This window comes from Fibrobacter sp. UWB2, assembly GCF_002210425.1.
Taxonomy (GTDB): Bacteria; Fibrobacterota; Fibrobacteria; order Fibrobacterales; family Fibrobacteraceae; genus Fibrobacter; species Fibrobacter elongatus.
The window spans coordinates 144249-168460 of the sequence record NZ_MWQK01000001.1 but is presented as its reverse complement, the minus strand read 5'-3'; the positions used below and the strand labels follow the sequence as shown (position 1 = coordinate 168460).

Annotated in this window: 21 protein-coding genes and 3 tRNA genes; 11 read left to right on the top strand and 13 right to left on the bottom strand. The window is 48.9% G+C overall.

Annotated elements, in window-relative coordinates:
* Positions 1-65: 65 nt before the first annotated feature.
* From B7982_RS00780 to B7982_RS00755, 6 genes are all read right to left on the bottom strand, one after another.
* Positions 66-947 carry a toxin-antitoxin system YwqK family antitoxin gene (locus B7982_RS00780; protein WP_088659134.1) on the bottom strand — a complete coding sequence of 294 codons (882 nt, stop codon included), beginning with the start codon at positions 945-947 and terminating at the stop codon, positions 66-68.
* Between the two features lie 20 nt (positions 948-967).
* Positions 968-2032: a sialate O-acetylesterase gene (locus B7982_RS00775; protein WP_088659133.1), complete on the bottom strand. Its 1065-nt coding sequence runs from the start codon at positions 2030-2032 to the stop codon at positions 968-970.
* A gap of 97 nt (positions 2033-2129) precedes the next feature.
* Positions 2130-4454 carry a DUF6055 domain-containing protein gene (locus B7982_RS00770; RefSeq protein ID WP_233138297.1) on the bottom strand — a complete coding sequence of 775 codons (2325 nt, stop codon included), beginning with the start codon at positions 4452-4454 and terminating at the stop codon, positions 2130-2132.
* A gap of 113 nt (positions 4455-4567) precedes the next feature.
* Positions 4568-5485 carry a hypothetical protein gene (locus B7982_RS00765; RefSeq protein ID WP_088659131.1) on the bottom strand — a complete coding sequence of 306 codons (918 nt, stop codon included), beginning with the start codon at positions 5483-5485 and terminating at the stop codon, positions 4568-4570.
* Between the two features lie 29 nt (positions 5486-5514).
* Entirely contained in the window at positions 5515-8940 is a 3426-nt protein-coding gene (locus tag B7982_RS00760) for an MFS transporter (RefSeq protein WP_088659130.1), read from the bottom strand.
* Positions 8941-8990: 50 nt separating this feature from the next.
* Complete coding sequence (locus tag B7982_RS00755) at positions 8991-10367, bottom strand: Xaa-Pro peptidase family protein (protein WP_088659129.1); 1377 nt, start codon at positions 10365-10367, stop codon at positions 8991-8993.
* Positions 10368-10449: 82 nt separating this feature from the next.
* Between B7982_RS00755 and B7982_RS00750 the strand changes: the two genes are divergently transcribed.
* From B7982_RS00750 to B7982_RS00720, 7 genes are all read left to right on the top strand, one after another.
* A complete protein-coding gene (locus tag B7982_RS00750; RefSeq protein ID WP_088659128.1) occupies positions 10450-10806 on the top strand; it encodes a hypothetical protein in 357 nt (118 codons plus the stop codon).
* Positions 10796-11758 carry a PhoH family protein gene (locus B7982_RS00745; RefSeq protein WP_088659127.1) on the top strand — a complete coding sequence of 321 codons (963 nt, stop codon included), beginning with the start codon at positions 10796-10798 and terminating at the stop codon, positions 11756-11758. Before B7982_RS00750 ends, B7982_RS00745 begins: the two co-directional genes overlap by 11 nt.
* Before the next feature lie 11 nt (positions 11759-11769).
* Complete coding sequence (locus B7982_RS00740; protein ID WP_088659126.1) at positions 11770-14046, top strand: HD family phosphohydrolase; 2277 nt, start codon at positions 11770-11772, stop codon at positions 14044-14046.
* Between the two features lie 98 nt (positions 14047-14144).
* Positions 14145-14220, top strand: a tRNA-Asp gene (locus tag B7982_RS00735).
* Between the two features lie 202 nt (positions 14221-14422).
* On the top strand, positions 14423-14614 hold the full coding sequence (locus B7982_RS00730; RefSeq protein ID WP_088659125.1) for a hypothetical protein: 192 nt from the start codon (positions 14423-14425) through the stop codon (positions 14612-14614).
* Between the two features lie 6 nt (positions 14615-14620).
* A tRNA-Val gene (locus B7982_RS00725) sits at positions 14621-14695 on the top strand.
* Between the two features lie 25 nt (positions 14696-14720).
* Positions 14721-14796: transfer RNA gene (locus tag B7982_RS00720), tRNA-Asp, on the top strand.
* Between the two features lie 35 nt (positions 14797-14831).
* Here the strand turns inward: B7982_RS00720 and B7982_RS00715 are convergent.
* The 5 genes from B7982_RS00715 to B7982_RS00695 all read right to left on the bottom strand — a co-directional run bounded on the left by B7982_RS00715 (position 14832) and on the right by B7982_RS00695 (position 19400).
* On the bottom strand, positions 14832-15488 hold the full coding sequence (locus B7982_RS00715) for a hypothetical protein (RefSeq protein WP_088659124.1): 657 nt from the start codon (positions 15486-15488) through the stop codon (positions 14832-14834).
* 9 nt (positions 15489-15497) lie between these two features.
* A complete protein-coding gene (locus B7982_RS00710; RefSeq protein ID WP_233138296.1) occupies positions 15498-16229 on the bottom strand; it encodes a hypothetical protein in 732 nt (243 codons plus the stop codon).
* Positions 16230-16263: 34 nt separating this feature from the next.
* Positions 16264-17490, bottom strand: coding sequence for a lamin tail domain-containing protein (locus tag B7982_RS00705; protein WP_088659122.1), 1227 nt, complete (start codon positions 17488-17490; stop codon positions 16264-16266).
* Between the two features lie 50 nt (positions 17491-17540).
* A complete protein-coding gene (locus B7982_RS00700) occupies positions 17541-18461 on the bottom strand; it encodes a M23 family metallopeptidase (RefSeq protein ID WP_088659121.1) in 921 nt (306 codons plus the stop codon).
* 174 nt (positions 18462-18635) lie between these two features.
* A complete protein-coding gene (locus B7982_RS00695; protein WP_088659120.1) occupies positions 18636-19400 on the bottom strand; it encodes a Nif3-like dinuclear metal center hexameric protein in 765 nt (254 codons plus the stop codon).
* 235 nt (positions 19401-19635) lie between these two features.
* Here B7982_RS00695 and metK point away from each other — a divergent pair, with 235 nt between their 5' ends.
* The 3 genes from metK (at position 19636) to B7982_RS14975 (ending at position 21707) form a co-directional block, all read left to right on the top strand.
* Complete coding sequence (metK, locus tag B7982_RS00690) at positions 19636-20829, top strand: methionine adenosyltransferase (RefSeq protein ID WP_088659119.1); 1194 nt, start codon at positions 19636-19638, stop codon at positions 20827-20829.
* 108 nt (positions 20830-20937) lie between these two features.
* A complete protein-coding gene (locus B7982_RS00685; RefSeq protein WP_088659118.1) occupies positions 20938-21492 on the top strand; it encodes a hypothetical protein in 555 nt (184 codons plus the stop codon).
* Between the two features lie 62 nt (positions 21493-21554).
* Entirely contained in the window at positions 21555-21707 is a 153-nt protein-coding gene (locus B7982_RS14975) for a hypothetical protein (protein WP_198953156.1), read from the top strand.
* Positions 21708-21772: 65 nt separating this feature from the next.
* On the opposite strand, the gene B7982_RS00680 is transcribed toward B7982_RS14975, so the two are convergent.
* Both B7982_RS00680 and B7982_RS00675 read right to left on the bottom strand, forming a co-directional pair.
* Complete coding sequence (locus tag B7982_RS00680) at positions 21773-22768, bottom strand: nuclease-related domain-containing protein (protein WP_088659117.1); 996 nt, start codon at positions 22766-22768, stop codon at positions 21773-21775.
* 91 nt (positions 22769-22859) lie between these two features.
* The gene (locus tag B7982_RS00675; RefSeq protein WP_088659116.1) at positions 22860-23069 is read right to left on the bottom strand and encodes a hypothetical protein; all 210 of its coding nucleotides are present in this window, start codon (positions 23067-23069) and stop codon (positions 22860-22862) included.
* Between the two features lie 59 nt (positions 23070-23128).
* On the opposite strand from B7982_RS00675, the gene B7982_RS00670 reads away from it, so the two are divergent.
* The gene (locus B7982_RS00670) at positions 23129-24145 is read left to right on the top strand and encodes a hypothetical protein (protein WP_088659115.1); all 1017 of its coding nucleotides are present in this window, start codon (positions 23129-23131) and stop codon (positions 24143-24145) included.
* Positions 24146-24212 lie beyond the last annotated feature (67 nt).

Genomic DNA, 24212 nt, shown 5'->3' with positions numbered 1-24212 from the left:
GATGATCTAAAGACATTAAGCAGAAACGTCCAGCACTCGCTGGGCGTTTTTCTGTATATTCTTTATTAATTTACCCGTTCCGAAGAAATTTCTACATCATCCACATATTTCTGTTTTGACCAAATTCGTCCTTTTTCATCGTAGTACTTTTTTATGCCGTGTAATTTTCCGTTCCTATAAGGCTCTTCATACTTTTTGTAACCGGACTCATCATATTCAATTTCAGTTCCGTGGCGCAATCCATTTTTAAAATTTGTCACCTTGTATTTTTTCCCATGCGGAAAATAACGCATTTCAGTTCCATTACGTTTACCTTGTTCAAACTGAATTTTCTGCGCCAGTTTTCCATTGGGATGGTACGTTTTTAGAACTCTCACATTTTTAGGGACAACAACATCTCTATTAAGGACATTTATCGAAGTCGCATAAATTCCCTTTTTAGCATTTTCAGGAGTCAACTCCGCTGCTGAAATTTCATAAACGGAATCAACAATGCAACCATCATCCTTGAGGAACCTTTTCAAAGTTTCAATATTACGCGACAAGACAGAATTACTTTCTACAATGTAATTTTCCTCAGGTATAGAACTGCTATAAGTTTGCAACTTGACTATAGAATCAGGATTTCCGCAACTGTTGAAATGCCAGCCGGAATCCATCAAATCAACATGACGCGATTCCAAAAAGATTCCACCGGGATCGCATCCGCACAATCCCGCCAAGCCATCGGGTTCCGGGTCTTGATATTTATGATTCATCTTCCTTGCATATAGAGAATCATCAATGGACGCAAACAATTCCGCCATTTTCGGATTATTTTTCAAATCAAGAATATTGAGGAAAATGGCGCAGCCACCTTCGCACGACGACCTTCCATCGCAAGAAAACGAGAGCGAAAACGCCAAAAGCAAAAAAACGGACATTTTTTCAAATATTTTAGAGACCATAACACTCTAAAATATAAATTCTACTCTTTCCGTCCGGTCAAACGATAACGATGTTCTACACCGTTTTTCTTGAATCGAACAAACAAACTATGTTCGCGAACATCGTAGAAAAGTCTCGGTAAATGCGATTCCACAGCACGCGCAACAGCCGAATTGCGAATAGCGTTTGTACTATCCGAAGCAGTAGAATCACGACCTATCGAATCAGAAGGCGCGACCTTCGAGGAATCCGTTTTAGATGAATCTGGAGCCGGTTCCTGAGCCTTGAGCAATTCAAGCATCTTTTCCGCATAGCGTTCGCCCAATGTCTGGTATCCATCGCGAGTGAAATGGAGCGTATAGCTCGGTTCCTTAATCGCAGGGCACCCCTGAGCCGAAATCACATAGCCATTCGGAATCAAGTCCGCCGCCTCTTTCACCGCATCGTTTCGCCAGCCCAAATCACCCGTAGGCGCAAGCTCCCCAAGCAAAATCGGAGTTTTTTCCGGGTCGAGTTCCAGTTCTTCAATGAACTGGTCATAAACCTTCTTGACGCGTTCGGGCCAGTCCTTCATCTGGTAATCCGCTTCGCCCTGGTGGAAAAGGAATCCCTTGATGACGCCCTTTTGCTTTGCAATTTTACCCATTTCGACAATGCGCTTGTGCACATCGCCACCGTATTCATTCAGATACTGAATCCACCAAGTATCGTTCTTGTTTTTGGCATTCTGCACATAAGCCGCATTGCGGTCTTTATCGAACAGGTCAATGCTCTGCCCGCCAATTGCCACATTCGCGACCGCCACCGTGATGCTATCCGGGAGTTCCTTGATCATTTTGCGACCAAAGAAATCGACAATGCCGACCTTGGAACCGCTATGACCCATGGGAGGTGCCGCCGGATAAAATTCACCAACTTTCTGGTTGGAATGATTCCCAGCACGTAACACCAAGAAACGCGGATTCGTTTGACGGTCCGTATCCGTAATAGTCGCCTGCCCCGACATATTGGACTGCCCGTAAGCGAGGTAAATATGCAAGTTCGGGTCCTGAGCAAAAGACACCGCTCCCAAAACAGCAAGCGAAAACAAAAACTTTTTAACCATTTTTACTCCATAAATATCCCACCAATATTATTATAACCAAAAAGAAACCCCATTTCGAGGTTTCTCAAATTTATTTTATTGCCAAATCGACAAGACGTTAACGCACATTTACACGAACCAGGCGGTGCGAACGTTTTGCACGAACAATATACATTCCAGCGTTGAATCCTGATGCACGAAGCGTTTTTTGTAAAGATTTGTTGCCAAGCGCATTCCATTCAGAGGGCGTTACTTTCGCAAAACCAAGATGTTTTCCATTCAAATCGAACACATCATATGTTTCATTCACGTCACTCAACTGGAGCGAAGCCACCCTAGAAACAATTCCTGTTGGCCCCGGATCAGTCTGCGTGGAATCATCCGCAACGGCGTACCACTTGGCATTTTCTATGCTTGCGGTCGCATCGGTCGGGGGCGTCGTGAGGTTTGCACCGTAATTTGCATTGCCAAGCATTCCATTATCGACCATGCCGTAGAAAATTCCCTTTGAGATTTCCTTATCGAAGTTGTTTTCGAGGTCGCCGCGAAGCTGAGCCGTGCCGGAAAGTTTCTTGCCATTTACCGCCCACATCACGCCATAGACCTGTGCGTTGTCGGTCACGGTAGAATTCACAATCAGCGAAAGCGCACCGACTTTAGCCTTGCCACTAATCGTTCCGCTTACAAGCCAGGCATCGTCTTCAAGCACAGCATCATCGCTAATCGTGCCTGCTGTCACAAGAGCGCGCCCGCGCACCACGGCGTTACCGCTAATCGTTCCGCCATTCACGACCGCAAAATCTTCAATGCGGGCATTCCCAGAAATCGTACCGCCGTTCACGACAGCATCGGGCCCCACATAAGCGGTAGCCGCCACTTTCGCCTTGTTACTGACCCAGCCACCGCCATTGCTATGTTGCGTATATCCCGAAGCAGTCGTTCCATTAAATCCAGCAGGCTTCCAGAAATCTTTCGTATAACCTTCAGGCGCGCCGTTCACAACTTCAATCATGTACGGATAGCGATAAATGCTGTAATAGAACTGGTCCCACAAAATCGTCTGCATTTCGGTCGGAGTCGCCGTCACCGCAAGCCACAAAGCCTTGTCATTCGCCTTCGTTTCGATTTCAAGATTAAAACCTGTACCATGTTTCATTTCGCTGTATCGCGGCGTGCCATCAGCACCTTCCGCGACCAAGCCAACCGTCCAACCCGATGCAGGATCCGGCAATTTGTCCGGAGCATAATTGCACCATTTATAAGTTTTACCTTTGTAATAGTCTGTGTTATCGCCAAAGCAAGTGTAACCATTAACCGTCGGCTTTTCCTGCACAATTCCACGGAACTTGACCGTCACCTTCCCTGCCGAATCCGGATAAATGCGTACAAGGTTGTAGCCCCAACGCTGCGGAGCCCAGTAGCTCGGCGAAATATAGCGGTTTGCGCAATCCTCGACCGCGGCGTTCCCATCCGAATTACCAGAACCATCACACTCCATCTTGTTCAGCATGGTCACACGCGTATGCCTACGGTAATTGTCGCCCCAGCTTGCGTCACGACGCGTCTTAAATTCATAATCGCCATAGGATTTTTTGTACAAACTCTTTTTTGCCGGAGCGTATTCAAGCGTCGCGTTTTTCATGGCGAACTTTCCGAACTGTTCATTCAACTGTTCCAGCGACCAGCCATAGACCATCATCATCGCGCTAAACGGAGTCTGCTCCATGCGGCCATCTTCCCCATCGCGAATTGATTCCATCCAAATGCGGTTGACTTCGTGTGCTCCCTTGTAGCCACCGCCAAACTCTTCTTTGAGGTGTTCCAAGAATTGCCAGTTGCAATAACGGTCGCGCGTGGAACCGTAATACAAATACGGATAATTTATCAGATATTCCGAGCAATGAGCGTCATTTGGATTGTACTGGTGCGCCATCCAATTCGCGTGGCTCTCGGCGAACCATCCCGAATGGCTGTTGTTGCCCATCCAGCCGGCAACGCCCTGCAAACCATGCGCAAACTCGTGCGATGTCCCCCAATAATCCTTGAGGGAACCAACGCCAATCCACATGCCGGGGCCAAATTCGTTATTCAGTCCCTTCACGTAATCCTGGCCGCCGTAAAGTGCCGCCATCACAGAGTTGTCGAACACGTAAATGTTGCTCTTGAGCTTTTTATCCGAACTTTTCGGGAACGGCAACATCCAGCCGAGCGAATCGATGTAGAACGAATACACCTTTTCTAGCGACTGGAGCACACCCTCGGCATCAGAAGTCGAGATTGAAACATTATTCGCCGCACCATCGTCGGTCTTTGGCTTTTTACAAACTTCAAAATGTTCTGAAGAACGAATCAGCGTAAAGCCATTATCTTCACACTGCGGGACCCAAGTCACGTCGGCAAACGACGCAACGACCATAGCACAGACTATCTGCGTAAATTTCATACCACCACCCATCACAAACCTAGAACATTCTAGGTATTACTAATATATATTCTCGCCCCCTCAAGCGCAAGAACCAACTAGCAAATTGTTGTCTCTAGACAACTCGTTTGAGTTTACTTTCTTCCGAGATTTTTGAAATTAGGCGAAATGAACACGCAATTGGAGTCTTTGGGAGCAGAGCGATAAAGCACTAGATCCAAGGTGAAAATTCCCTTGGTGGCCGCACTCACCGACCAGCGGGTACCGGCAGGGCAATCCTTGACATTCTTGTTCAAAGTCGCCGTAAACTTACCGCCCGTAATGCGATACGTAAAGTAGTCAGACACTAAAGAATCCGGCATCTGGAGGGATTTCGGCCCGCCCACCTTATTCGTCTTTGCAAAGAACGACTTTTGCGCCTGGATATAGTACAAAGTCTGTCCGTTCAAGTCATCGGTCACAGCCTGCGAGCCGCCGAAAACGCTCGGAGCCGAACAACCGCGCACGCCAAAGACGAGCACAAGCACAAACACAAGCGAGCAACCGATAAAAATCCAGTACTTCGGCTGAACTTTTTTCGCAGCAGCGGCAATTTTTCCGCAAAGTACCTTAAGTTTATCAGAAACGCGAGGTCCCTCTGACGGAGTTCCCGAGAGTTTCATATCCTGCAAAACAATCCCGTCTTGCCACTTGAGGAGCTTCATCGCCACAAGCACATGGCAAAACTGCTTCGGGAACGCTATTCCAAAAGCAGCCACGATAAAGAGAATCAAGCAAATAATGAACAAGGCAAGCGAGACTTTCTCTGCAATCGGGAAAAGCTCATTTGCCTGACGGAGAACATCCAAAAGCTTTTTGTCATCCGAGAAATTCTCGGCAGCAAAGCGCCCCGTGAACGAATTGGAATAACGGTTGAGCCCCATCTGCACGCCGTCTTTTGCCATAACGCAAACTTTCGCAAGCACACGTTCGGCAGCAAAGAAGAACATTCCAAGGATTGCAATCAGCGATGCAACCAAACGCGCAGTACGTACAGATGTCAGAGCATTCATCTATTTACTCCATGTTGCGGCTCCGCCGCTTACTTCTTCTCCACCAGTTCCTTCGCCATCTTCTTTGCGGCCACAAAGTCAGCCTTGCCAGAACCAAGCTTCGGCATCACATCTACGTTAAACGCAGCGGACGGGAGCATGAGAGGCGGCATGCCGCTTGCACGCAATTCCGAGAGCACATCCTTCGGATCCTTTTCGCCCTGGTACAAAAGAACAATCTTTTCACCCTTGGTGGCATCCGGGATTGCCGTAACAACGTAATCGCAACCCTGCAAAACAGGCGTATCCTGAATCTTCTTTTCGACTGCACCAAGGCTAATCATTTCACCGCCGAGCTTTGCAAAGCGGCTATAGCGGTCCACAATCGTAAGGAAGCCGTCTTCATCGAGATAGCCCTTGTCACCCGTGCGGTAATAGCGTATGCCATCCTTCTGGACAATCACACTCTTCGTGCGGTCTTCATCCTTGAGGTAACCCTTCATCACCTGGCAACCGCCAATGAGAATCATGCCCGCTTCACCAGTCGGGAGTTCTTCGTTTGTTTCAGGATCGACAATCAAGAACTGCGTACCCGGGAGCGCAGGACCCACCGTCCCCGGCTTGTTGTTCACCTGCAACGTGGTATAGTCATCAAACAACGTATTTTCGGTATTGACCGAGGCCACCGGAGCCGTTTCGGTACAGCCGTAACCTTCGTAAATTTCCTTACCGAACTTGAGGCGGAATGCCGTTGCAAGTTCCGGACGGAGCGCTTCAGCACCAGCGATAATGATACGCACAGACTTAAACATCAACGGGTGCACATAGCGGCTCACCGTAAAGGCGCGGAGGAACGTCGGCGTTGCCACAAGGAACGTCACCTGGAATTCCGCACAAACGCGAGACATCGTCTTCACATCGGTCGGGTCAGCCACTGCCACAATCGGGCAGCCTTCCGTAAGGTTCAAAAGCGTCGTCACCGTAAGGCCAAAGCTATGGAACAGAGGGAGTTCCGAGAGCATCACGTCACCACGGCTCACGTTCAAAATACAGGCAAGCTGCTGGATGTTACCCATCAAGTTGCGCTGCGTAAGTTCCACACCCTTCGGCGTACCTTCAGAACCAGAGCTAAACACGATAACAGCATTATCATCCATGGCACGGCGCTTCACAAACACAAAGCGAATCAGCCAGCTCGGCATAATCATGCAAAGCACGAGGAAAGCAGCAATCTTAACCTTCGGGATTTCCTTCATGATGTCTTCGGCATAGAGCAAGCGCACCTTGTCCGAAGCAATCTGCGAGTAATCGTTACCACGGCCTTTCAGCTTTTGCACAAACTGGCGGCTCGTAATCACGGTTGAGCATTCAGCGCGATCGCAGCAGAACTTCACGTTATCAACAGAAGACGTATAGTTCAAGTTCACATTCGTCTTGCCAATTACCCAGAGAGCGAGGTTCACAATCACGCCCGCAGGGCTCGGCGGGAGCATAATGCCCACGTTCTGTTCATTCTTGCCAAGCGTCTTCTTGAGGTAGCCACGGAACGCCATCACAGCGCCCATCAGCTTGTAACCCGAGAAGTGAGCGCCATCCGGGCTGTAAATAGCAGGGCCGTTCTTCACATACTTTTTGTAAGTGCGGATCCAGCTATCGGCAATCGGGTGCACAAACGAAACCGCATAGTTCCAGGCGTCAATAGAAATACGGCGGATAACAGCACGGATTTCGTTAGGCGGCGTGTTCGCCGGGAGAGCTTCACCAAAGGCGACCGTCACAGAACGTTCAGCCGAAGCACCGAACATGTTCGAAGAGCTATAGCTATAGTTAGAGCCCCACAAGCCCTGGATGTAGAACGGAATCACCTGAGCCTTCGTACCATCGACAGCAGAAGAATAATCAATCGTAAACGGTTCCACGTGCGGAGACTTGGAAACTTCGCCCGACGGGAAAATCACGACAGCCTTACCTGCGAGGAGGGCTGCATGAATCTTGTCCATCGCAACCTTGGGATTGCGGTTATCAATACGGATCATGCCCAAGCGCTTGAGCACAGCGCGCAAATACCACTTGTCGAAATGGTCCTTGTTACTTGCAATGCAAAGCGGACGCGGAGATGCCATCTGCACCATAGCCCAGTCAATAAAGCTGTGGTGGTTACCGACCAAGAGAATCGGGCCTTCGTTCGGGATGTTCTGAACGTTCAACACGCGGATTCTATAGCGGCTGAACACAAAACGTAAAAGCGTACGGAGCATTGCCTGCGGCAAGTTGGAAATCGACCAGACGAACACACCCACAGAAATCACGGCAAGGCCAATGAAGTAGTTCTGCGGACGGACATCGGTGTTGCGGACCATCATCGTGAACACAAATAGGAACGCCACAAGCACCACAGCCTGAATCAAGTTCGCAAGAGCAATCACGGAACCGGAGTTATTCGGACGCGTGTTATACTGCAAAAGCGCATTCACCGGCACCAAGATGAGACCGCCAAAGAAACCGGTCAAGGAGTAAAGAAGCACAAGTGCAACCGGATGTACAAGAAACGGCACGAGGAACATGCAGATCGAGGCACCAAACATGCCAAGCGGCACAAAACCAGATTCAATAAAGTCCTTGGAGAAGTGCGCAGCCACAATCGTTCCGACCATGAGACCCACAATTGCAAACGACATATAGTCCTGCATCATGTTCACGGTCGAAGAACCGGACACGTCCTGGTAAGTCAACACGAACACCTGAGCCAAAGCCCAGAACATCGAAAGGGCGATGATGGACGCACGGAGCGTAGGCACGCGGAAACCGAGACTCAAATGGCGCTTGACCTTGTCAATGCTCACGTTCAAGTCTTCGAACTTCACACGCGGAATCATGAAGTTTGCAACCGTACCGAGCACGCTCACTGCCGTCAAAATCCACGGAATCACGACGGACTTTTCCGTAATGCGACGCACGGCTTCGTAAGAAACGAGCTGATCGAGGTTGATCAGGTTCACGCCGACAATCGCAAGCCAGGATGCCGCGATAATACCGCTAATACTAAATATCTGGAGGAAAGCGTTCGCGTAGCTCAAATTGCGCACGCCGAACATTTCCTTGATAATGGCGTACTTTGCCGCACTGTGGATGGCAAAACCGCAGCTCAGGCCTATCGAGAGCCAGAATGCGATTCGCGGGTAATCGACCGTCACCAAGACCGACTGCGCTATCACAAATAGCGTCATCATGAGTGACGACCAAGCCATCACCTTGTTCTTCGAGAACTTATTGGTGAAGAACCCCGCAAAGAACACCATCAACACGTATGGCGCGAGGAAGAAGATTTGAAGCATGAAGTTCTGCCAGATGATACCGTCTTTGGCAAAGAACGATCCCGACAGAATTTTTTGGGCGTAAATAAACACACCCGCCTGAACAAAAGCTGTTGCAAGGATTGATAAGAAGAATCTTATAGAACCTTTAACTTTCCACATTTACAAAACCCTTTTTTTGCAAAATGTCCTTTTGTCCAAAGATAGAAAAATCACTTCATGAGCGCCTCAATCTCCCCTACTGTGCGCGGAATATGCTCCGAAATATTTTCAAAACCGCTTTTTGTAATAATTAAATCATCTTCGATGCGGATGCCGATACTTTCGCGGTAGCGCTTGCCATCAATTGTCGCCGTAAAATCGCCATACAACCCCGGCTCGCAAGAGATGAGCATTCCCGGTTTCAACACCACATCCAAAGAACGGGAACCCGGGTCGCCTTCGTGGATATGTTCCCCGATAAAGTGGCTCACCCCATGCGGCCTCTTGTCGTACAGGAGCTTGAAACTCCCCTTCGCCCCCTTTACAAGGCGGCGGTCGAGTTCCATCATGATGAACTCCCAGCAAATCATGCCGATTTCCTTGAGAGCAACACCCGGACGCACCACGCGCTGGTACACCTTCGCAGACTCGAGCACGATTTCGTACAACATTTTTTGAAGCGGGTCAAACCTGCCATTTACAGGGATGGTGCGCGAGATATCGCTATGGAGCGTCCCGAACCGCACACCAAAGTCAAAGAGCACAAGTTCGCCATCGCGCAATTGCTCGTCGTTCTTCACGTAATGCAGACAGCAAGCGTTCTTGCCGCCCGCAATAATCGTCGGGAACGCAAGGTCGCCATCGCCACGGCGCTGCATTTCGTAATTGAGGAACAGCGCCACATCGCGCTCGGTCTTCATGTTCTTCATCTCGGGCAAAAGCGCACGGAAAGCCTCATCCGTAATCTTTTGCGCCACGCGGGCATCATCAATGCGCTCCGGTTCCAGCACCAGGCGGTCTTCAAAGTGTTTGTCGGCACAGCTCTTGACGCTCAACTTATAGGGGCGGAGCACCTTCTTCAAATCGTTCTTGAGCTTTTCGTTGTGGTCGCCCTTGAACTTCTCGTAATAGAAAGCATAAGCGTGGTCCACCGCATTCTTGCCGTTCGTATATTTCTTCGCAAGCGACTCGACAAAATCCCAAAGATCATCAATCGGTCGAACTTCCTCGACGCCCGTCAAACATGCAACAACGTTTTCGCCATCCACAAAGCCAAGGCGCTTGCCGTTCCAGAATTCCTTGAACGGGTCCTTGCGCGGCACAAAGAGCGTCGAACGCATAGCACGCGGGTCCAGCACCAGATAGCAACCCGCCTGGTTCACGCCCGTCAAATACAGAAACGCCGGGTCCTGCACAAAGCGCGTCCAAGTTTGAACAAAGGCTTCCTCGCCCCCCGGTTCAATGGGCATCCCGGCAAAAACGCCAAAAGAGTCCAACTTTTTCATCAAGGACAAGCGTCTTTTCGCATAAATTTTCTTGGAATCGTAATTTTTGGACGATAAAAAGACCTGAGAATAGGCTTGAACGTCATTTTTACGTGCTTGCATAGTCAATTTTTACCTTTTTTAACATTTTTTCTGCCACAACTATATATATTTTAGCCATCAAAGACTAGAATGGAGCTTAATAATGTCTCTTAAAAAATGGAAATTAGTTCTCGCCTCTGTTTCTGTAGCACTTTTCACAGCTTGCGCAGGTTCTTCTAACTCTGGCAGCAGCGATGCTAGCTACACCGGAAGCAACGAATCCACTTCTGAATCCTCTTCTTACACGGGTTACAGCGAAAACCAGGCCGAAGCCGCTAAGCCGGCTGCTCCTGCAAAGAAGGAACCGCCCAAGGAAGTCATCAACGAAAAGACTCTGAAGAAGACTCAGGACGAAGCAGTCGCCGCTAACGAAGACAACCACAAGCTCCGCAAGGAAATCTTCGAAGCAAGGACCAAGCTTGGTCTCCCGATTCAGCAACCTTCTACAGATGAAGAGTAGTATAAGGCATTACTCACTGTCTGACAACCTGAAACGAGTTATTTCAGGCGAACGTGAAACGGTTTTCCGATTACTGGAGAGCCGTTTTTGCGTTGAAATACGCACCCGTCTTCCGGGTCTGGACCTCGTCCCCCAGGAAGGTGCCGACTTGTCAGGCCTGCTGGCCGTGCTCGACCAGCTCAAAATCGCCGCACGCAACGGCGAGATTCTTGACGCCACCCAGCTCGACCGCATGCTCGGTCCCAAGGAAACTTCCGAAACAAGCTACACCGAACTCATTCCCGACAGCCCCGTCTTTAGGAACAGGTTCGGCATCAGCGTCTCCGCAAAGACTCCCGCTCAGGCGGAACTGGTCAAGGCAGTCGAAAAAAACGACATCATTTTTGCAAAGGGCCCCGCAGGTACAGGCAAGACATTCCTTGCCGTAACGCTTGCCGTCGCAAGCCTTGAACGCGGCGAAGCCGAACGCATCTGCCTTGTGCGCCCCGCCGTCGAAGCCGGCGAATCGCTCGGTTACCTGCCCGGCGACCTCAAAGAAAAGATAGCCCCGTACCTTCGCCCGATCCACGACAGCCTCTCCGAGCTTTTACCCGCCGAGAAACTCAAGCGTTACGAAGAAACGGGCGCCATCGAAGTGGCTCCCCTCGCCTACATGCGCGGCCGCACTTTGAAACGAGCCTTCATCATCCTTGACGAAGCGCAAAATACGACCATTGCCCAGATGAAGATGTTCCTCACGCGACTTGGCCCCCACAGCAAGGCGATTATCACCGGAGACACAAGCCAGATTGACCTAGCCAAAGGCCAAACTTCCGGTCTCGAGCACGCGATGAAAATCCTCCAGGGGATCCGGGGAATCGCGGAAGTCGAATTTAGCGCAACTGACGTTCTTCGTCATCATCTAGTCAAGGACATTTTGCTAGCTTACGAACAGAACGAGCAAAAAAAATAGAAGAGAAATAAATGAACAAGAAAGAGAAAAAGATTCATCTGTTTATTGGCTGGGTTATCTTAATCCTTATAGCCATTCTCTTATTCCCGGACAAGAACATTGCCCTCCGCGCCGAGCGCCCGCACTTGGGCCAGCTCAGTACGAGGACGATTGTCGCCCCGTTCAAGTTCGAAGTTCCGAAGAGCGAACAGGAAATCCAGGCCGAAAGGGCCCGTGCCGCCGACAAGATCAACGCCATTTTTGAATTCAATGCCGACGAAACAACGCGCCTCTTGCGCGAACTGGAACAGTACCTCAAGAAACTCGAACAGTACGGCAAGATGCAAGCCGTCATCAGCACCAGCAAAGACGACGGCAGCGCCGCCATGCAGGAGAAAATCAAGGAAGCTTCGAGCATTTACGACCAGCTCAAGCAGCGCCTTTCCATTACCGCCATCAAGCCGCTTAGCACAAACGCCGTTGCACGCGATTCATTGATGTCCGTATTCTACCAGATGATGCAAAAGGGTGTTTCGAACACGCTCCTTGCCAAGACCGAAACCGAAGTCAGCTTGTTCTGCAGCAGCTACAACATCAAGCAGATCAAGAACATCATCTATAACAAGCCGAACATTTCGCTCATCAAGGAAAACGAAGAAAGCACGCTCGAAATCAGCGAAATCCAGCCCATGCAGCGCCGCATCGAAGAAGCATTCGGCCAGCTGCAAAATTCGTTCTCCGCCGAACAGGGATTGCAAAGCGCCTTCTACGAAGCCCTTTACGTTTTCACGAGCCCGAACGTATTCTATCTCGAAAAAGAAACTGAAGCCCGCAAGCTCGACGCGAGCAACAAGGTCACGCTCATCAAGGGCATGGTCCCGCGCGGCATGGAAATCGTAGCCCAGGGTGCCCCCATCACCAAGGAAATTCTCGAAAAGATCGACGCACTCCAGCTCGCCCAGCAGAACGAAGAAAACTCGAAGATGCTCACCGCCCCGTATGGTAACGTGCTTGTCTTTGTCATCATCATTACGCTCCTCATCATGTTCTGCCTTTACACGCCGACGCGCACTATGTTCAAGACACCGCGCCAGCTGTGGAGCCTTATTTTCCTCACGGTGTTGCAGCTCCTTGCGTTCTGGATTATCCACAATCTCTCGGGTACGCTCAGCCGCCCCGAAAGTATCCTCCCCGACGCCATCGACTTCATGTGGCTGTACCCGATTACGTTTACGCCTGTGATTGCAGTCGTGCTCTATGACGCCCGCATGGGACTTGCATTTGCGACATTCTCTGCCGGGTTCTACGGCATTTTGAACGGCTACGACCTCGCCGCAACGCTTACAAGTTTGGTCGTAAACATCGCCGTGATTGCCCCGCTCTTCCGTATGCGCTACCGTGTGCAGTTTGCCTGGAGCATGATCGCAGGCATTGTCGCCGCAGCCGCATCCGTGAGCATTATGCTTCTCCTGCGTAACCGATTCAACTTTGCGACATTCTACCAGACGCTCATTGCGGCAAGCGCAAACATCATCATCTTTACCGCAGTCGCATCCGTGCTCTTGATCCACGTCGTCGAAAAGGTCTTCAGCATCACGACAGTGCTTACGCTCATGGAAATGTCGGACTTCAACCGCCCGGCCCTCAAGCGCATTTCGGAACTTGCACCGGGTACGTTCCACCACAGCATCCAGGTTTCGAACCTCGCCGAAAGCGTTGCCGAAAGCATTGGTGCAAATTCGCTCCTCGTCCGCGTGATGGCGCTCTACCATGACCTCGGCAAGACGATGCGCCCCGAATACTTCACCGAAAACCAGAAGCAAGGCGTGAACCCGCACAACAACCTCGACCCATACCAGTCCGTCAAGATTTTGACCGGTCACGTTTCGCAGGGCATGCTGCTCGCCAAGGAATACAAGATTCCGGAACTCGTCGCCACAGGCATCCAGGAACACCACGGCACAACGCTTATCCAGTTCTTCCACCATAAAGCAACTGAACTCGCCAAGGAAACCGGTAAGGAAGTCAAGGAAGAGGATTTCCGCTACAAGGGCCCGCGCCCACAGAGCATGGAAACCGCAATCCTCATGCTTGCAGACGTCATCGAAGCAACCAGCCGTTCCATGACAGACACCTCCTCCGAAGCGCTCATATCCATGATCCACAAGACGATTCTTGACAAGTTCATGGACGGGCAGTTCAACGAGAGCAATTTGTCTGTAAAGGAACTTTCCAAGCTCGAAGAAGCGTTCCTCCACAGTCTCGACGGCACGTACCACACCCGCGTCAAATACCCTGGTCAGAGATAGGCGAAAAAAATTTAAAGAAAATCGCCTATATCCCTTGACACACGAATTAATTCTTTTTATATTTGGTTCGTTCGGTTGAAAGACTGAATCAAACCACTGGGGTGGTAGCTCAATTTTGGTTAGAGCACCGGCCTGTCACGCCGGAGGTTGCGAGTTCAAGCCTCGTCTATCCCGCGATAAAGCACTTCTCTTTGAGAAGTGCTTTTCGTTTTTGCAGTCACCCCGGCCTCTGTGCCGGGGTCAGCATACACACAAGCCTTCACAGTCAAATTTTCCACCCACATAAAAATTTCATTTTTTTGTGAAAAACAGGCGTTTTCGGTTGACAAGACTTTTAATATTTGTATATTTGGCTCGTAACTCGAGGTTGTAGAAAATGTTGAACAAAAAGAATCTCATTCTTATCGGTATTGGCATTTTACTACTCATTATTGGCTTTATTTGCTTGGGTACAGGTCCGGCAGATAATCCGGTAAGCCTTTCTGTTGCACCGATTATCTTGACGATTGCTTATGTTGTGATTATTCCTCTTGGAATCCTTTACAGCGGCAAGGAAAAAGACAAGTAATTATTCGGACGATTAGCTCAGCTGGTTCAGAGCGTCTGCCTTACAAGCAGAATGTCAGCGGTTCGAATCCGTTATCGTCCACTACCAAAGAATCGGAAACGATTTTGGGGTGGTAGCTCAATTTTGGTTAGAGCACCGGCCTGTCACGCCGGAGGTTGCGAGTTCAAGCCTCGTCTATCCCGCGATAAAGCACTTCTCTTTGAGAAGTGCTTTTCGTTTAAATCTGGAAGCCTATTGCGGCATTAATATCGATGACAAGGCCCTTGTCCATCTTGAAGAAGGCGTTCTTGCGGTCCGCTTCAAATTTACTCGTCCAGACATAGCCAAATCCGGCATCGAGGAACACGGCAAAACGCCCAAAGAAACCTTCCCCATCATTCAGGACCTTCTTGACACCGCCATTGAGCATAAAGCCCCACAGCCAGCCATTAAAGTCCCCATGCTTTTCCGTATCGATATTCAGGTGATCCACAATCATTCCCGCCTGGAAATAGCGCCAGCGCTTGCCGCCAACGCCATACAAGCGGAAACTTTCCTGCAAGCCGATATCGTAAATTTTGTAGCCATCGTCGTCGTCTTCGGTGCGGTCCACGCGTACAAAATGCGGAGTCGAGATAAGAGAAATTTTCTCCATCAACTTCCATTCCAGCGTCAAAAAAAACTGCGGATAGTCCGTAATGCCGTTCGGAACGTTGATGCCGCCCCAAAAGTGCGAATACGGCACCATAAAGTTCAACGGATGGATGTACACCGTAATCGTTGAATCACGCAAGGACTCTTCTTCGGGCAAGGCCTGCGCATCCGTAGACTCGTCCGCAGGTTTAGCAACACAAAATACAGACAATGCAAGCAAAAGAAGGACGATGCGTTTCATGCCCCAAATTTAGATTTTTTTCTTAAGATGAAAACCATTCCACCCTATAGAATTGTGTTTGAAACCTCGTGCGTAAGACGCACCATAATGCGCACCGCTAACAGAAAACTGGAGCGCCACGGCAAAGTCCGGAAAACGATAAGACGTGCTAATTTCAGCGATTTTCCAGCGAAAATTCGCCCCCACATAGATGTAGTCAAAATCGCATTCCATAAATGCGGAGACAACCTCGTCTGTATTCCAGTGAACCCCCACCATAGGAGAAACGCCCTCATCCAAAAATCCGCTCAGCATTCCCGCCAAATGGATCTCGCGCCATTTAAAATCGCACGCCCACTTGAACCGGTGACGCGTCCAAAGCGCATCACCCGGAACCCAGTTCACATCAAGCCCATAGCTCACGCCTAAAGCTAACAGTGTCCAGGTCTTAGCAAACGACATTTCTGAATACAAATTGCGGTACAGCGAATCCATCGACAGATAAGCGACAAAAGCCCCCACGCGGTAAGCATCGCTCCCAAATTCAAGCGACAAATTCCACGAAGATTCGTCCACATCGTCCATCCAGTAATACGAAACGCCGTACGAAGGTACCGCATACCGTGCAGGAGTCGAATGGTAACCGCCAAGCCCGACAGGCGAAAGCCCGCCTGCCAAAAGCGAGGCAAACGAAGCATGCCCCTCCGCAGCCAAGACGCGTCCCGGCGCCAACAGCAATCCCAGAAGCAAAAGCAGGCCCATACAGAGCCGAGCGCACAAGCACGCACAAACAAACCTACGGGCGAACAAGAATACCGACCACATCCTCGTATTCCCCCACAGACAAAGAAACAAAAGCGGCACCAACGCCAAGATATTCCTGCGCCGGAACTTTCACCCATTCGTACGACATTGCCGAAACTACGGATTTCCACACGCAACGCCCTGCAGAATCCAAAAGCGAAAGCGTCACGTTGTGTTCTGATTCCACGCGCACTCGAAGCGGAGAGCCCTTTTTCGAGATGACGCGCGACGATAGTTTGTATTCAACAGGAACCTTCGCTGGAACCGGATTTGACGATTCTTTATTTGCGACTCCCGCCCGGGACTTGTTCCACGCATTCACTTGCAAGCCATTAGGCAAATACCCCGGCGTAAATTCCCGCCGCATCGAGAGCGGATTAAATCCCGAAGGGCAAGAAACAGTTCCCTTGTTCCAATACACACTATCAATGACATTATCACGGAAACAAAGCCGGAGCGTCCCCTCATTGTTATTCAGGAACCCTAGCGACACCTGAATCATCCGGATATCGGGAATGCCAAGAGCCGAACGCAGAGACGACGTATCCTTACTAACAAGCACCGCCTGGTAAGGCCGAATCGAATCACCCGCCTTCCCTAGCGCGCCTCCACGATCGCAAAAGCGGAACGATTCTAGCGGGAGCGGATACTCACCCGAATTATAGAGTTCCACCCATTCCGGCATCGGCTCTTCCGGGCAATGATGCACCTCCGTCACCCGCAATGGCGACAATCCCGCCATCACGCCCTCCAATAGAGAATCCGACGCCTCTTGAGATTCCAACACAGCCTTGGAAGCTTCGACAAATTCCCAGTTATCCGTCAGCCCCACTCGCTGAATGACTTTCCCAGGCTTTGGCTGCATCACCGTCACAGAATCCATACACGAGCCAGCCCAGAGTTTCCAAACGGACTCTCGCGAATTCGGCAGCGAGATTTTCCCAAGCGAACCGCACGCAGCACCCACCGGACACTTAGCCGTGTCATGCACGAGCACAAAGCGCTCCGCCTCCGGCCACGCAAAAGCCATCGCAGCCTTGGATTCAAATTGCACATAAAGCGACTCCGCCCGAAAATCGTCCATGCGAATTTCGACGTACTCGCCCTCCTGGTCCGAAACATCCTTCGGGTCCGGATAGAATTCAGTAAACACCGGGCATGCGAATGCCCACGAAAAAAGCGCCAGGCTCACCACCGGCACGACACCATAGTTTTTCATTGCACCCTCCCCGGGCGCATCCCTCCAAGCGTAAAAAACGCTAGCGAGAATTAGTCGACTTCATAGTCGTTAGGGAGAATATAAGGAAGAGGGTTCACCGGGACACCGTTCTTCCAAACCTCATAGTGGAGGTGCGGACCGACGGAACGTCCTGTATTGCCCATATAGCCAAGAATCTGATAACGATGTACAAACTCGCCCGGAGTCACGGCGGACATCTGCATGTGCCCATAACGGGTCTTAAGACCATTGCCATGATTCAGGACTACAAAATTCCCAAAAGAGGAACTCAGCTGGGAAATCTCGACCACGCCATCGGCCGGGGCATAAATCGGAGTCCAACGGTCGTTGGAAATATCGATGCCCTGGTGCATCTTGCCAATTTCACCCGTTACCGGATGGATACGCGGTCCAAAAGCGGACGCATAGCGACCATTCGTAGGCGAAATCGACGGAATGTAGCGTAAAACGGAGCGGCTCTGGTCAATGTACTTGGTCAGAGCGTTAAAGGACTCTTCGTTGTTCTGTATCTGTCCATAGATGCGCCAAACGTCTTCGTGCATCTTGGCCGTACGTTCAAACACCGGAGAGGTCTTGCGCAAAAGCTGCACGTTCGGCTCGATATGGCCACCCGTCGAGAGCTTGCGGGAAGCCTCGTCTGGCAGCGGGAGTCCAAGCTTTGCATGGAGCATCTTTTCGGCCTTGAAGAAATCACCAGAAGTGTTGGAAATATAATCCACCGTGCTCTGGATTTGCGAAAGCTCCTTATTCAGCTTTTGGCGGCTCGAAAAGGCGTGCTTCAAAATGCCGTCATAGACAGACGTCGAAAGCACTTGCACAAGGAAAAGGATAAAGCCAATAACAACGACGATCCGCAAAAAGAGCGAACCGCGGAGAACAAAAGAAGGCACCTTCACGGTCAATGCCCGTGACGACTTCTGAAAATGTATAGATGCCTTAACAAAATTCATCAGAGGATAATGTAAATAAATGGCATGATTTTTTCAAAGGTTTTATCCCTATTTTTTTATTACAAACCATATATAGAAATTGATATGGTTTTTGTAATAACCCAAACGCCATTTGATACACCCCAGGCCATTCATAACAAAAGTTTACAAGCGGCCTGAGGGCAAACATCACCCTTAAATAGGATTGTCCAAATCGATGAATTTCGAGGGAATGCTGAGTTCAGTCTGGATTTTTTCGGCAAGAGCGCTCACACCAAAAATCTCCGAACGGTGGTGCCCGCACGAAACAAGGTTTATCCCGTTTTCCTGGCAGAATATAGGGACACTTTCCTTGATGCTACCCGTGACAAACGCATCACAGTTCATCTCCATAGCTTCACGGATACCAGCTTCACCGCAACTGCCGCTGCAGATAGCGACGCGCTTGATTTCTTCGGGACCATAGAACAGCTTGTTCTGCACGCCATGAGCAAACGCCGTATCCAGGCAGTCCACAAATTCTTCTCTCGTGGCAGGCGTATTCCATTCGGCAATCACGCCAATAGCCCTCATGCCCTCGTACAAAAATTCACGGACCGGATTCAAGCCGAGAAGTTTTGCAATAACGGCATTGTTGCCGATTTCACGATGCCCGTCGAGCGGCAAATGGAAACCGAACACAGAAATTCCGTTGTTCATAAGCTTGCGGAGGCGTTCTGCGAACTTGCCAACCGGGAGCTGAGACTCGCCCTTCCAAAAACCATTCGGATGATGAACGATGATGCAGTCAGCATGCTCGGCAATGGCGGCATCAATCAACTGGTCGCGCAGGCTCACACCCGTCACGATTTTGGTCACCTTGTCGCTAGCCTCGACACAAAGGCCATTTACACAGTAATCATTAAAGGATTTCGGGTCGAGCAGGTCGTCAAACCATGCAGTCATAAAAGACAGATCCATAAAATCTCCTTGTTAAGCAAAACATCCCGGCACCATGCCAGAATCGACTCTCCACCATCCAACTTTCTATTATTAGCTATAGGAAATATAGATACATAATTTTTATTTACAACACAAAAGTGCGATTTTGGGTATAAAAAGCCTTATTGGATTAAATTATCGTTGCCACAATCTATGCATTTAACTAAATTTACGCATAGAAAGAAAATTGAAAGAATTATTATAGGAGCCCCAAATGGCACATTATCTTTTTACCTCTGAATCCGTTTCTAAAGGTCACCCGGACAAGGTCGCCGACCAGATCTCCGACTCCATCCTCGACGCCTGCCTCGCCCAGGACCCGAAAAGCCGTGTCGCTTGCGAAACTCTCGTGAACACCGGTCTCGTCGTTATCTCTGGTGAAATCACCACCAAGGCTGTTGTTGATTTCCAGGAAGTTGCCCGCAACACCATCAAGAACATCGGCTACGTGAACCCGGACCTCCAGTTCGACTATAAGGGCTGCGCCGTGCTCGTCGCTATGGACAAGCAGTCTCCGGATATCGCCCAGGGCGTTGACGCCAAGGCTGCCGAAGGCAAGGAAGACGACAAGCAGGGTGCTGGCGACCAGGGTATGATGTTCGGTTACGCCGTCAAGGAAACCAAGGAACTCATGCCGCTCCCGATCAGCCTCGCTCACAAGCTCATGGAAGAAATCCAGAACCTCCGCGAAAAGGGCAAGATCAAGTGGCTCCGCCCGGATGCCAAGTCCCAGGTCACCGTCGAATATGACGAAAACGACAAGCCGGTCCGCGTTGACACCGTCGTCATCTCCACCCAGCACGACGAAAAGGTGAACGGCAAGGAACTCAAGCATTCCCAGATCGAAAAGGAAATCATCGAAAAGCTTATCAAGAAGGTCATCCCGGCCAAGCTCTTGGACAAGAAGACCCGTTACCTCGTGAACCCGACCGGCAAGTTCGTTGTCGGTGGCCCGCACGGCGACTGCGGCCTCACTGGCCGTAAGATCATCGTCGACACCTACGGTGGCATGGGTCGTCATGGTGGTGGCGCATTCAGCGGCAAGGACCCGTCCAAGGTCGACCGCAGCGCAGCATACGCAGCACGCTATGTCGCTAAGAACATTGTCGCAGCAGGCCTCGCCTACCGTTGCGAAGTGCAGCTCGCTTACGCTATCGGTTACTCCAAGCCGGTTTCTGTGCTCGTGAATACCTTCGGCACAGGCAAGATCGATGACCGTAAGATTGAAGAAATTGTCGCACAGAACTTCGACCTCTCTCCGGCCGGCATCGAAAAGATGCTCGACCTCCGCAAGCCGGGTTACGTCGCTACCGCCGCTCTCGGCCACTTTGGCCGTACCGGTGCCCGCTTCACGTGGGAAAAGACCGACAAGGCCGAAGCTTTGAAGAAGGCCGCAGAAGCCGTCTAAAAAAAGGATGTTGTCATTCCCGCCTCCGAGCGGGAATCTCCCGTTCTTTATCTACAAAGCAGACCGCATTCAAGCGGTCTGTTTTTGTATTTTATTCGTAGAGAAAATATGATCAAACAAATATTTGCATTTTTGATTATCGCAGCCGCACTCGGATTCGGACAGGCAAACGCCACCGAAGATAACGGACAAACGCGTTTTTACAAGGATTCCGTGCAGGCCATCCAGCATGCAGAATTCACGCAGGTAGACTTTGACGGCTATTACCAGAACCTGATTCAATCCGAAAAGGATATGGTCAGCCGCGCAACCACGACAAGCATCATCAGCGGAATCACTTTAGGATTCGGCGTTTTCACCACGATTATCGCTTTTAGCGACAATAAGAACATCGACAAGAATACATGGACTGAAGTTCACAGGCAGACTTTACAAATCGCGGGCGTAAGCCTCACAGTCGCAGGGACAATCGGTCTAGTATTCAGCCTTCGCGAAATTATCTGCGGCACCGGCGAAAATAGCAAACGCGCCTCGTACGAACGCGCCTACGAGATTTACAAGCGCAAACGCGCCGAGCTCAAGGACGGCGCAAAAGTCATTGTTACACCAGCCGTCGATTTACTCGGAGGCTCCGCCGGTTTAAAACTGGACGTAGCGTTTTAAAAAAGTCGCAAATTGTCAGTATATGACACATTCAACTATTAAATTATAGTTGTGAGGTTCTTATGCTGACGACATTCCTTATCATTTTTGCAGTCCTTGCCATTTTAGGGCTTGGAGGTGTGGGCGACGCCTGCGCCATAACGCTGTTGCTACAAATCCTCCCCTTCCTGATTATCGTCGGGATAGTCTGTTGCCTATGGTTCTGCGGAGGATAGAAAACGCGCTTGTTTCCTCCAGAAAGTATAGGATTTTTATAGTTACTGGAGAAAATCGCAGTATTTCACTCTCTATACCAACATTTCGGGAAGCCACTACACCCCCAAAACTGATTGCCTGCATTTTCACCTTTTTTCGCTGTTCGCAAAACTAAAGGTTTTCCGCACTTGGGGCAAATTTTTTCAGTCATTTTAACATTTTTTGAAACAGTTTCTTCTTTAAACGTTTCAACAACTTTTGAAGTTGATTTTTCCAAATGTTTTTCACTCTGAGGTTCTGCCTTATTTGCTATCAACTCCGTAAGCATTTCCTCATATTTCTTTGCATAATCTGATTTTATCGGCTTACTACACTTAATGAACGAATCTAACAATTCGTGCATATCTTTCTCGGAAGATTTTAAAGAATCATCCTCATCTTCAATTTTCTTTATATAGGCAACAAGCTGATCTAAACGAATAACAACTTTGCGAATCTCTTCAGGAGCTTTTGAGTCATTCAAAATCGTCTTCGGATTCGCCAAGACAACAATAGAGCGATATGTTTGAGGGAACAACTTATCAAACAAGCCCTGTGTTACAAAATTATTTTTGTATTCTCGACGAATTTCTTTGAGAATATTCAAATGCCTTTCGTTTTGGGAAACAGGAGATGGGAATCCCTCTTTACGATAAAACTTTCCTTGCCCCATATGACGAATAAAGTTTCCCTTTTCATCAATTTCAATATTACCATAAAGGTTTTTGCATTCAATAACAAAAATATGCTTTCGAGTAATCACTAAAAAATCTATTTGAGCTGAAAGGCCGTTCTTTTCCAAATAGAGGTCATGCATAATAAGCATATCCATACCGCTATTTTTCAATTCGAAAGCAATCTGATTTTCGCCCTTAAGCCCTGCTTCAGCAATAGCTATTTGTTCATCAATTTTGTCTTTGATTTTTCCAGAAGCTCTTGATGAAAGCGACTTCATCTTTTCAACAAAAGATTCAGCATCACTATCCTCTTTAATGAATACAGGACCAAAATACTTAAAAAACAAAGCATCAAGAATAGACATACCAAACTCCTTACTGAACAATTCAATTCCAAATATATACTGTATTTAAAGAAATATCTAAAAAAACGCACTCCAACTTAACATATTCGTTTCAACACCCCCATAAAAAAGGGAAATCCCCCGCGTCTGCGAGGGACTTCTTATGTTTCAAATTTCTGTTGTACTTTGTCTTGTCTCGGACAACTCTTGTCCGTAACGTGGCTCCGTTTTGGGAGCCGTCTATGCGTCGTATGCGCATCATATCGCTTTCTTTGGCGGTTTCAGCAACCTTGCTGAACACTTTATCTTTATTTTTAGCCATGACAGCCTCCTTAATAGACAAATTTAATATATTATCGTTAAACAAAGAAGGGTTCTAATATGAAAAAGGCTTACGCAGTTTTATTTGGCATGTTCATGTTCGTTGCTTGTAGCGATGACAATCCGACATCGGGTCTCAACAATACACAAAATACAAATCCATCAGCTCAAACAAATGTTGATTTCGGTGAAGGATACACTTATGTCATCCCGATTAAGTACGATGAAACAACGGGACGTGTTTACCAAGGAACATACGTTTGCAATTACCACCCCGATACAAAAACGTTTGCTTGGGAAGAATATCCAGAATCACTGGATCCGGGTTCTTACAAGATTGTCGGTGATTCGCTTTGGATGGGGCCAGCCGAAAAGCAAGTTTCAGACAATCCGGACGAACAAGAGTTTCTTGACTTATACCGTAACTATGAAACGTTGTCGCTGAGCAATGACCACAATGATATTTACGGAACGTGGAAAGTCACCGGTTGCAAAAGACAACTCGGAGAAACTGATATCAAGTGTTCAAAATTCATTGGTGGTATGAGCGGAATCGCAAGAACCATGAAGATTACCAAAGACTCCGTTTATATCACAACGACCGTTGATACGGACAATTTAGAACAAAATGATATCAACATCGGAGCCATTTTGGATCGCAATTTTGGTTATGATATTGGCGACGCTATCATCAAGCAACTGCTTGTTGAAAAAACGATAACAAAGGAACCCAAAGAATTATTAAAGCAATCATTCTCTATCGGCAACCAACTCTTTGAAGTTGTCTCTGCTCCTAAATTTGATGCATCAGGAATGAACTACATTACAACAATGTCTAGCAACGGAAAAACATGCACTAACACACAAAGATTGGGATTCATCAACGAGAAATTGTGCAAAGAAGAAAGTGCAGAATTTCTGCTGAGCGACCGCGACAAAAGCGAAGAGCAATTCTACTATGAAGAAGGTCCTGTAGAAGGTTTCAGAATCGACAACAATAACGAATTCTACGAATGCACAAAGGGACTCCCGACAGAAGAAACAAAGCAATTGTTGAGCCAGTACGCCAAGAATTAAGGGAAATAGTTTAGAGAGTAAAAACAGAATAATCGTAAAATTCTAATTTAAAAGGAGAACTGTTTCA

Bases quoted from the DNA above. Each gene is read 5' to 3' on its own strand.
- B7982_RS00780 (WP_088659134.1), bottom strand. From the start codon at position 947: ATGGTCTCTAAAATATTTGAAAAAATGTCCGTTTTTTTGCTTTTGGCG.
- B7982_RS00775 (WP_088659133.1), bottom strand. From the start codon at position 2,032: ATGGTTAAAAAGTTTTTGTTTTCGCTTGCTGTTTTGGGAGCGGTGTCT.
- B7982_RS00770 (WP_233138297.1), bottom strand. From the start codon at position 4,454: ATGAAATTTACGCAGATAGTCTGTGCTATGGTCGTTGCGTCGTTTGCC.
- B7982_RS00765 (WP_088659131.1), bottom strand. From the start codon at position 5,485: ATGAATGCTCTGACATCTGTACGTACTGCGCGTTTGGTTGCATCGCTG.
- B7982_RS00760 (WP_088659130.1), bottom strand. From the start codon at position 8,940: ATGTGGAAAGTTAAAGGTTCTATAAGATTCTTCTTATCAATCCTTGCA.
- B7982_RS00755 (WP_088659129.1), bottom strand. From the start codon at position 10,367: ATGCAAGCACGTAAAAATGACGTTCAAGCCTATTCTCAGGTCTTTTTA.
- B7982_RS00750 (WP_088659128.1), top strand. From the start codon at position 10,450: ATGTCTCTTAAAAAATGGAAATTAGTTCTCGCCTCTGTTTCTGTAGCA.
- B7982_RS00745 (WP_088659127.1), top strand. From the start codon at position 10,796: ATGAAGAGTAGTATAAGGCATTACTCACTGTCTGACAACCTGAAACGA.
- B7982_RS00740 (WP_088659126.1), top strand. From the start codon at position 11,770: ATGAACAAGAAAGAGAAAAAGATTCATCTGTTTATTGGCTGGGTTATC.
- B7982_RS00730 (WP_088659125.1), top strand. From the start codon at position 14,423: ATGTTGAACAAAAAGAATCTCATTCTTATCGGTATTGGCATTTTACTA.
- B7982_RS00715 (WP_088659124.1), bottom strand. From the start codon at position 15,488: ATGAAACGCATCGTCCTTCTTTTGCTTGCATTGTCTGTATTTTGTGTT.
- B7982_RS00710 (WP_233138296.1), bottom strand. From the start codon at position 16,229: ATGGGCCTGCTTTTGCTTCTGGGATTGCTGTTGGCGCCGGGACGCGTC.
- B7982_RS00705 (WP_088659122.1), bottom strand. From the start codon at position 17,490: ATGAAAAACTATGGTGTCGTGCCGGTGGTGAGCCTGGCGCTTTTTTCG.
- B7982_RS00700 (WP_088659121.1), bottom strand. From the start codon at position 18,461: ATGAATTTTGTTAAGGCATCTATACATTTTCAGAAGTCGTCACGGGCA.
- B7982_RS00695 (WP_088659120.1), bottom strand. From the start codon at position 19,400: ATGGATCTGTCTTTTATGACTGCATGGTTTGACGACCTGCTCGACCCG.
- metK (WP_088659119.1), top strand. From the start codon at position 19,636: ATGGCACATTATCTTTTTACCTCTGAATCCGTTTCTAAAGGTCACCCG.
- B7982_RS00685 (WP_088659118.1), top strand. From the start codon at position 20,938: ATGATCAAACAAATATTTGCATTTTTGATTATCGCAGCCGCACTCGGA.
- B7982_RS14975 (WP_198953156.1), top strand. From the start codon at position 21,555: ATGCTGACGACATTCCTTATCATTTTTGCAGTCCTTGCCATTTTAGGG.
- B7982_RS00680 (WP_088659117.1), bottom strand. From the start codon at position 22,768: ATGTCTATTCTTGATGCTTTGTTTTTTAAGTATTTTGGTCCTGTATTC.
- B7982_RS00675 (WP_088659116.1), bottom strand. From the start codon at position 23,069: ATGGCTAAAAATAAAGATAAAGTGTTCAGCAAGGTTGCTGAAACCGCC.
- B7982_RS00670 (WP_088659115.1), top strand. From the start codon at position 23,129: ATGAAAAAGGCTTACGCAGTTTTATTTGGCATGTTCATGTTCGTTGCT.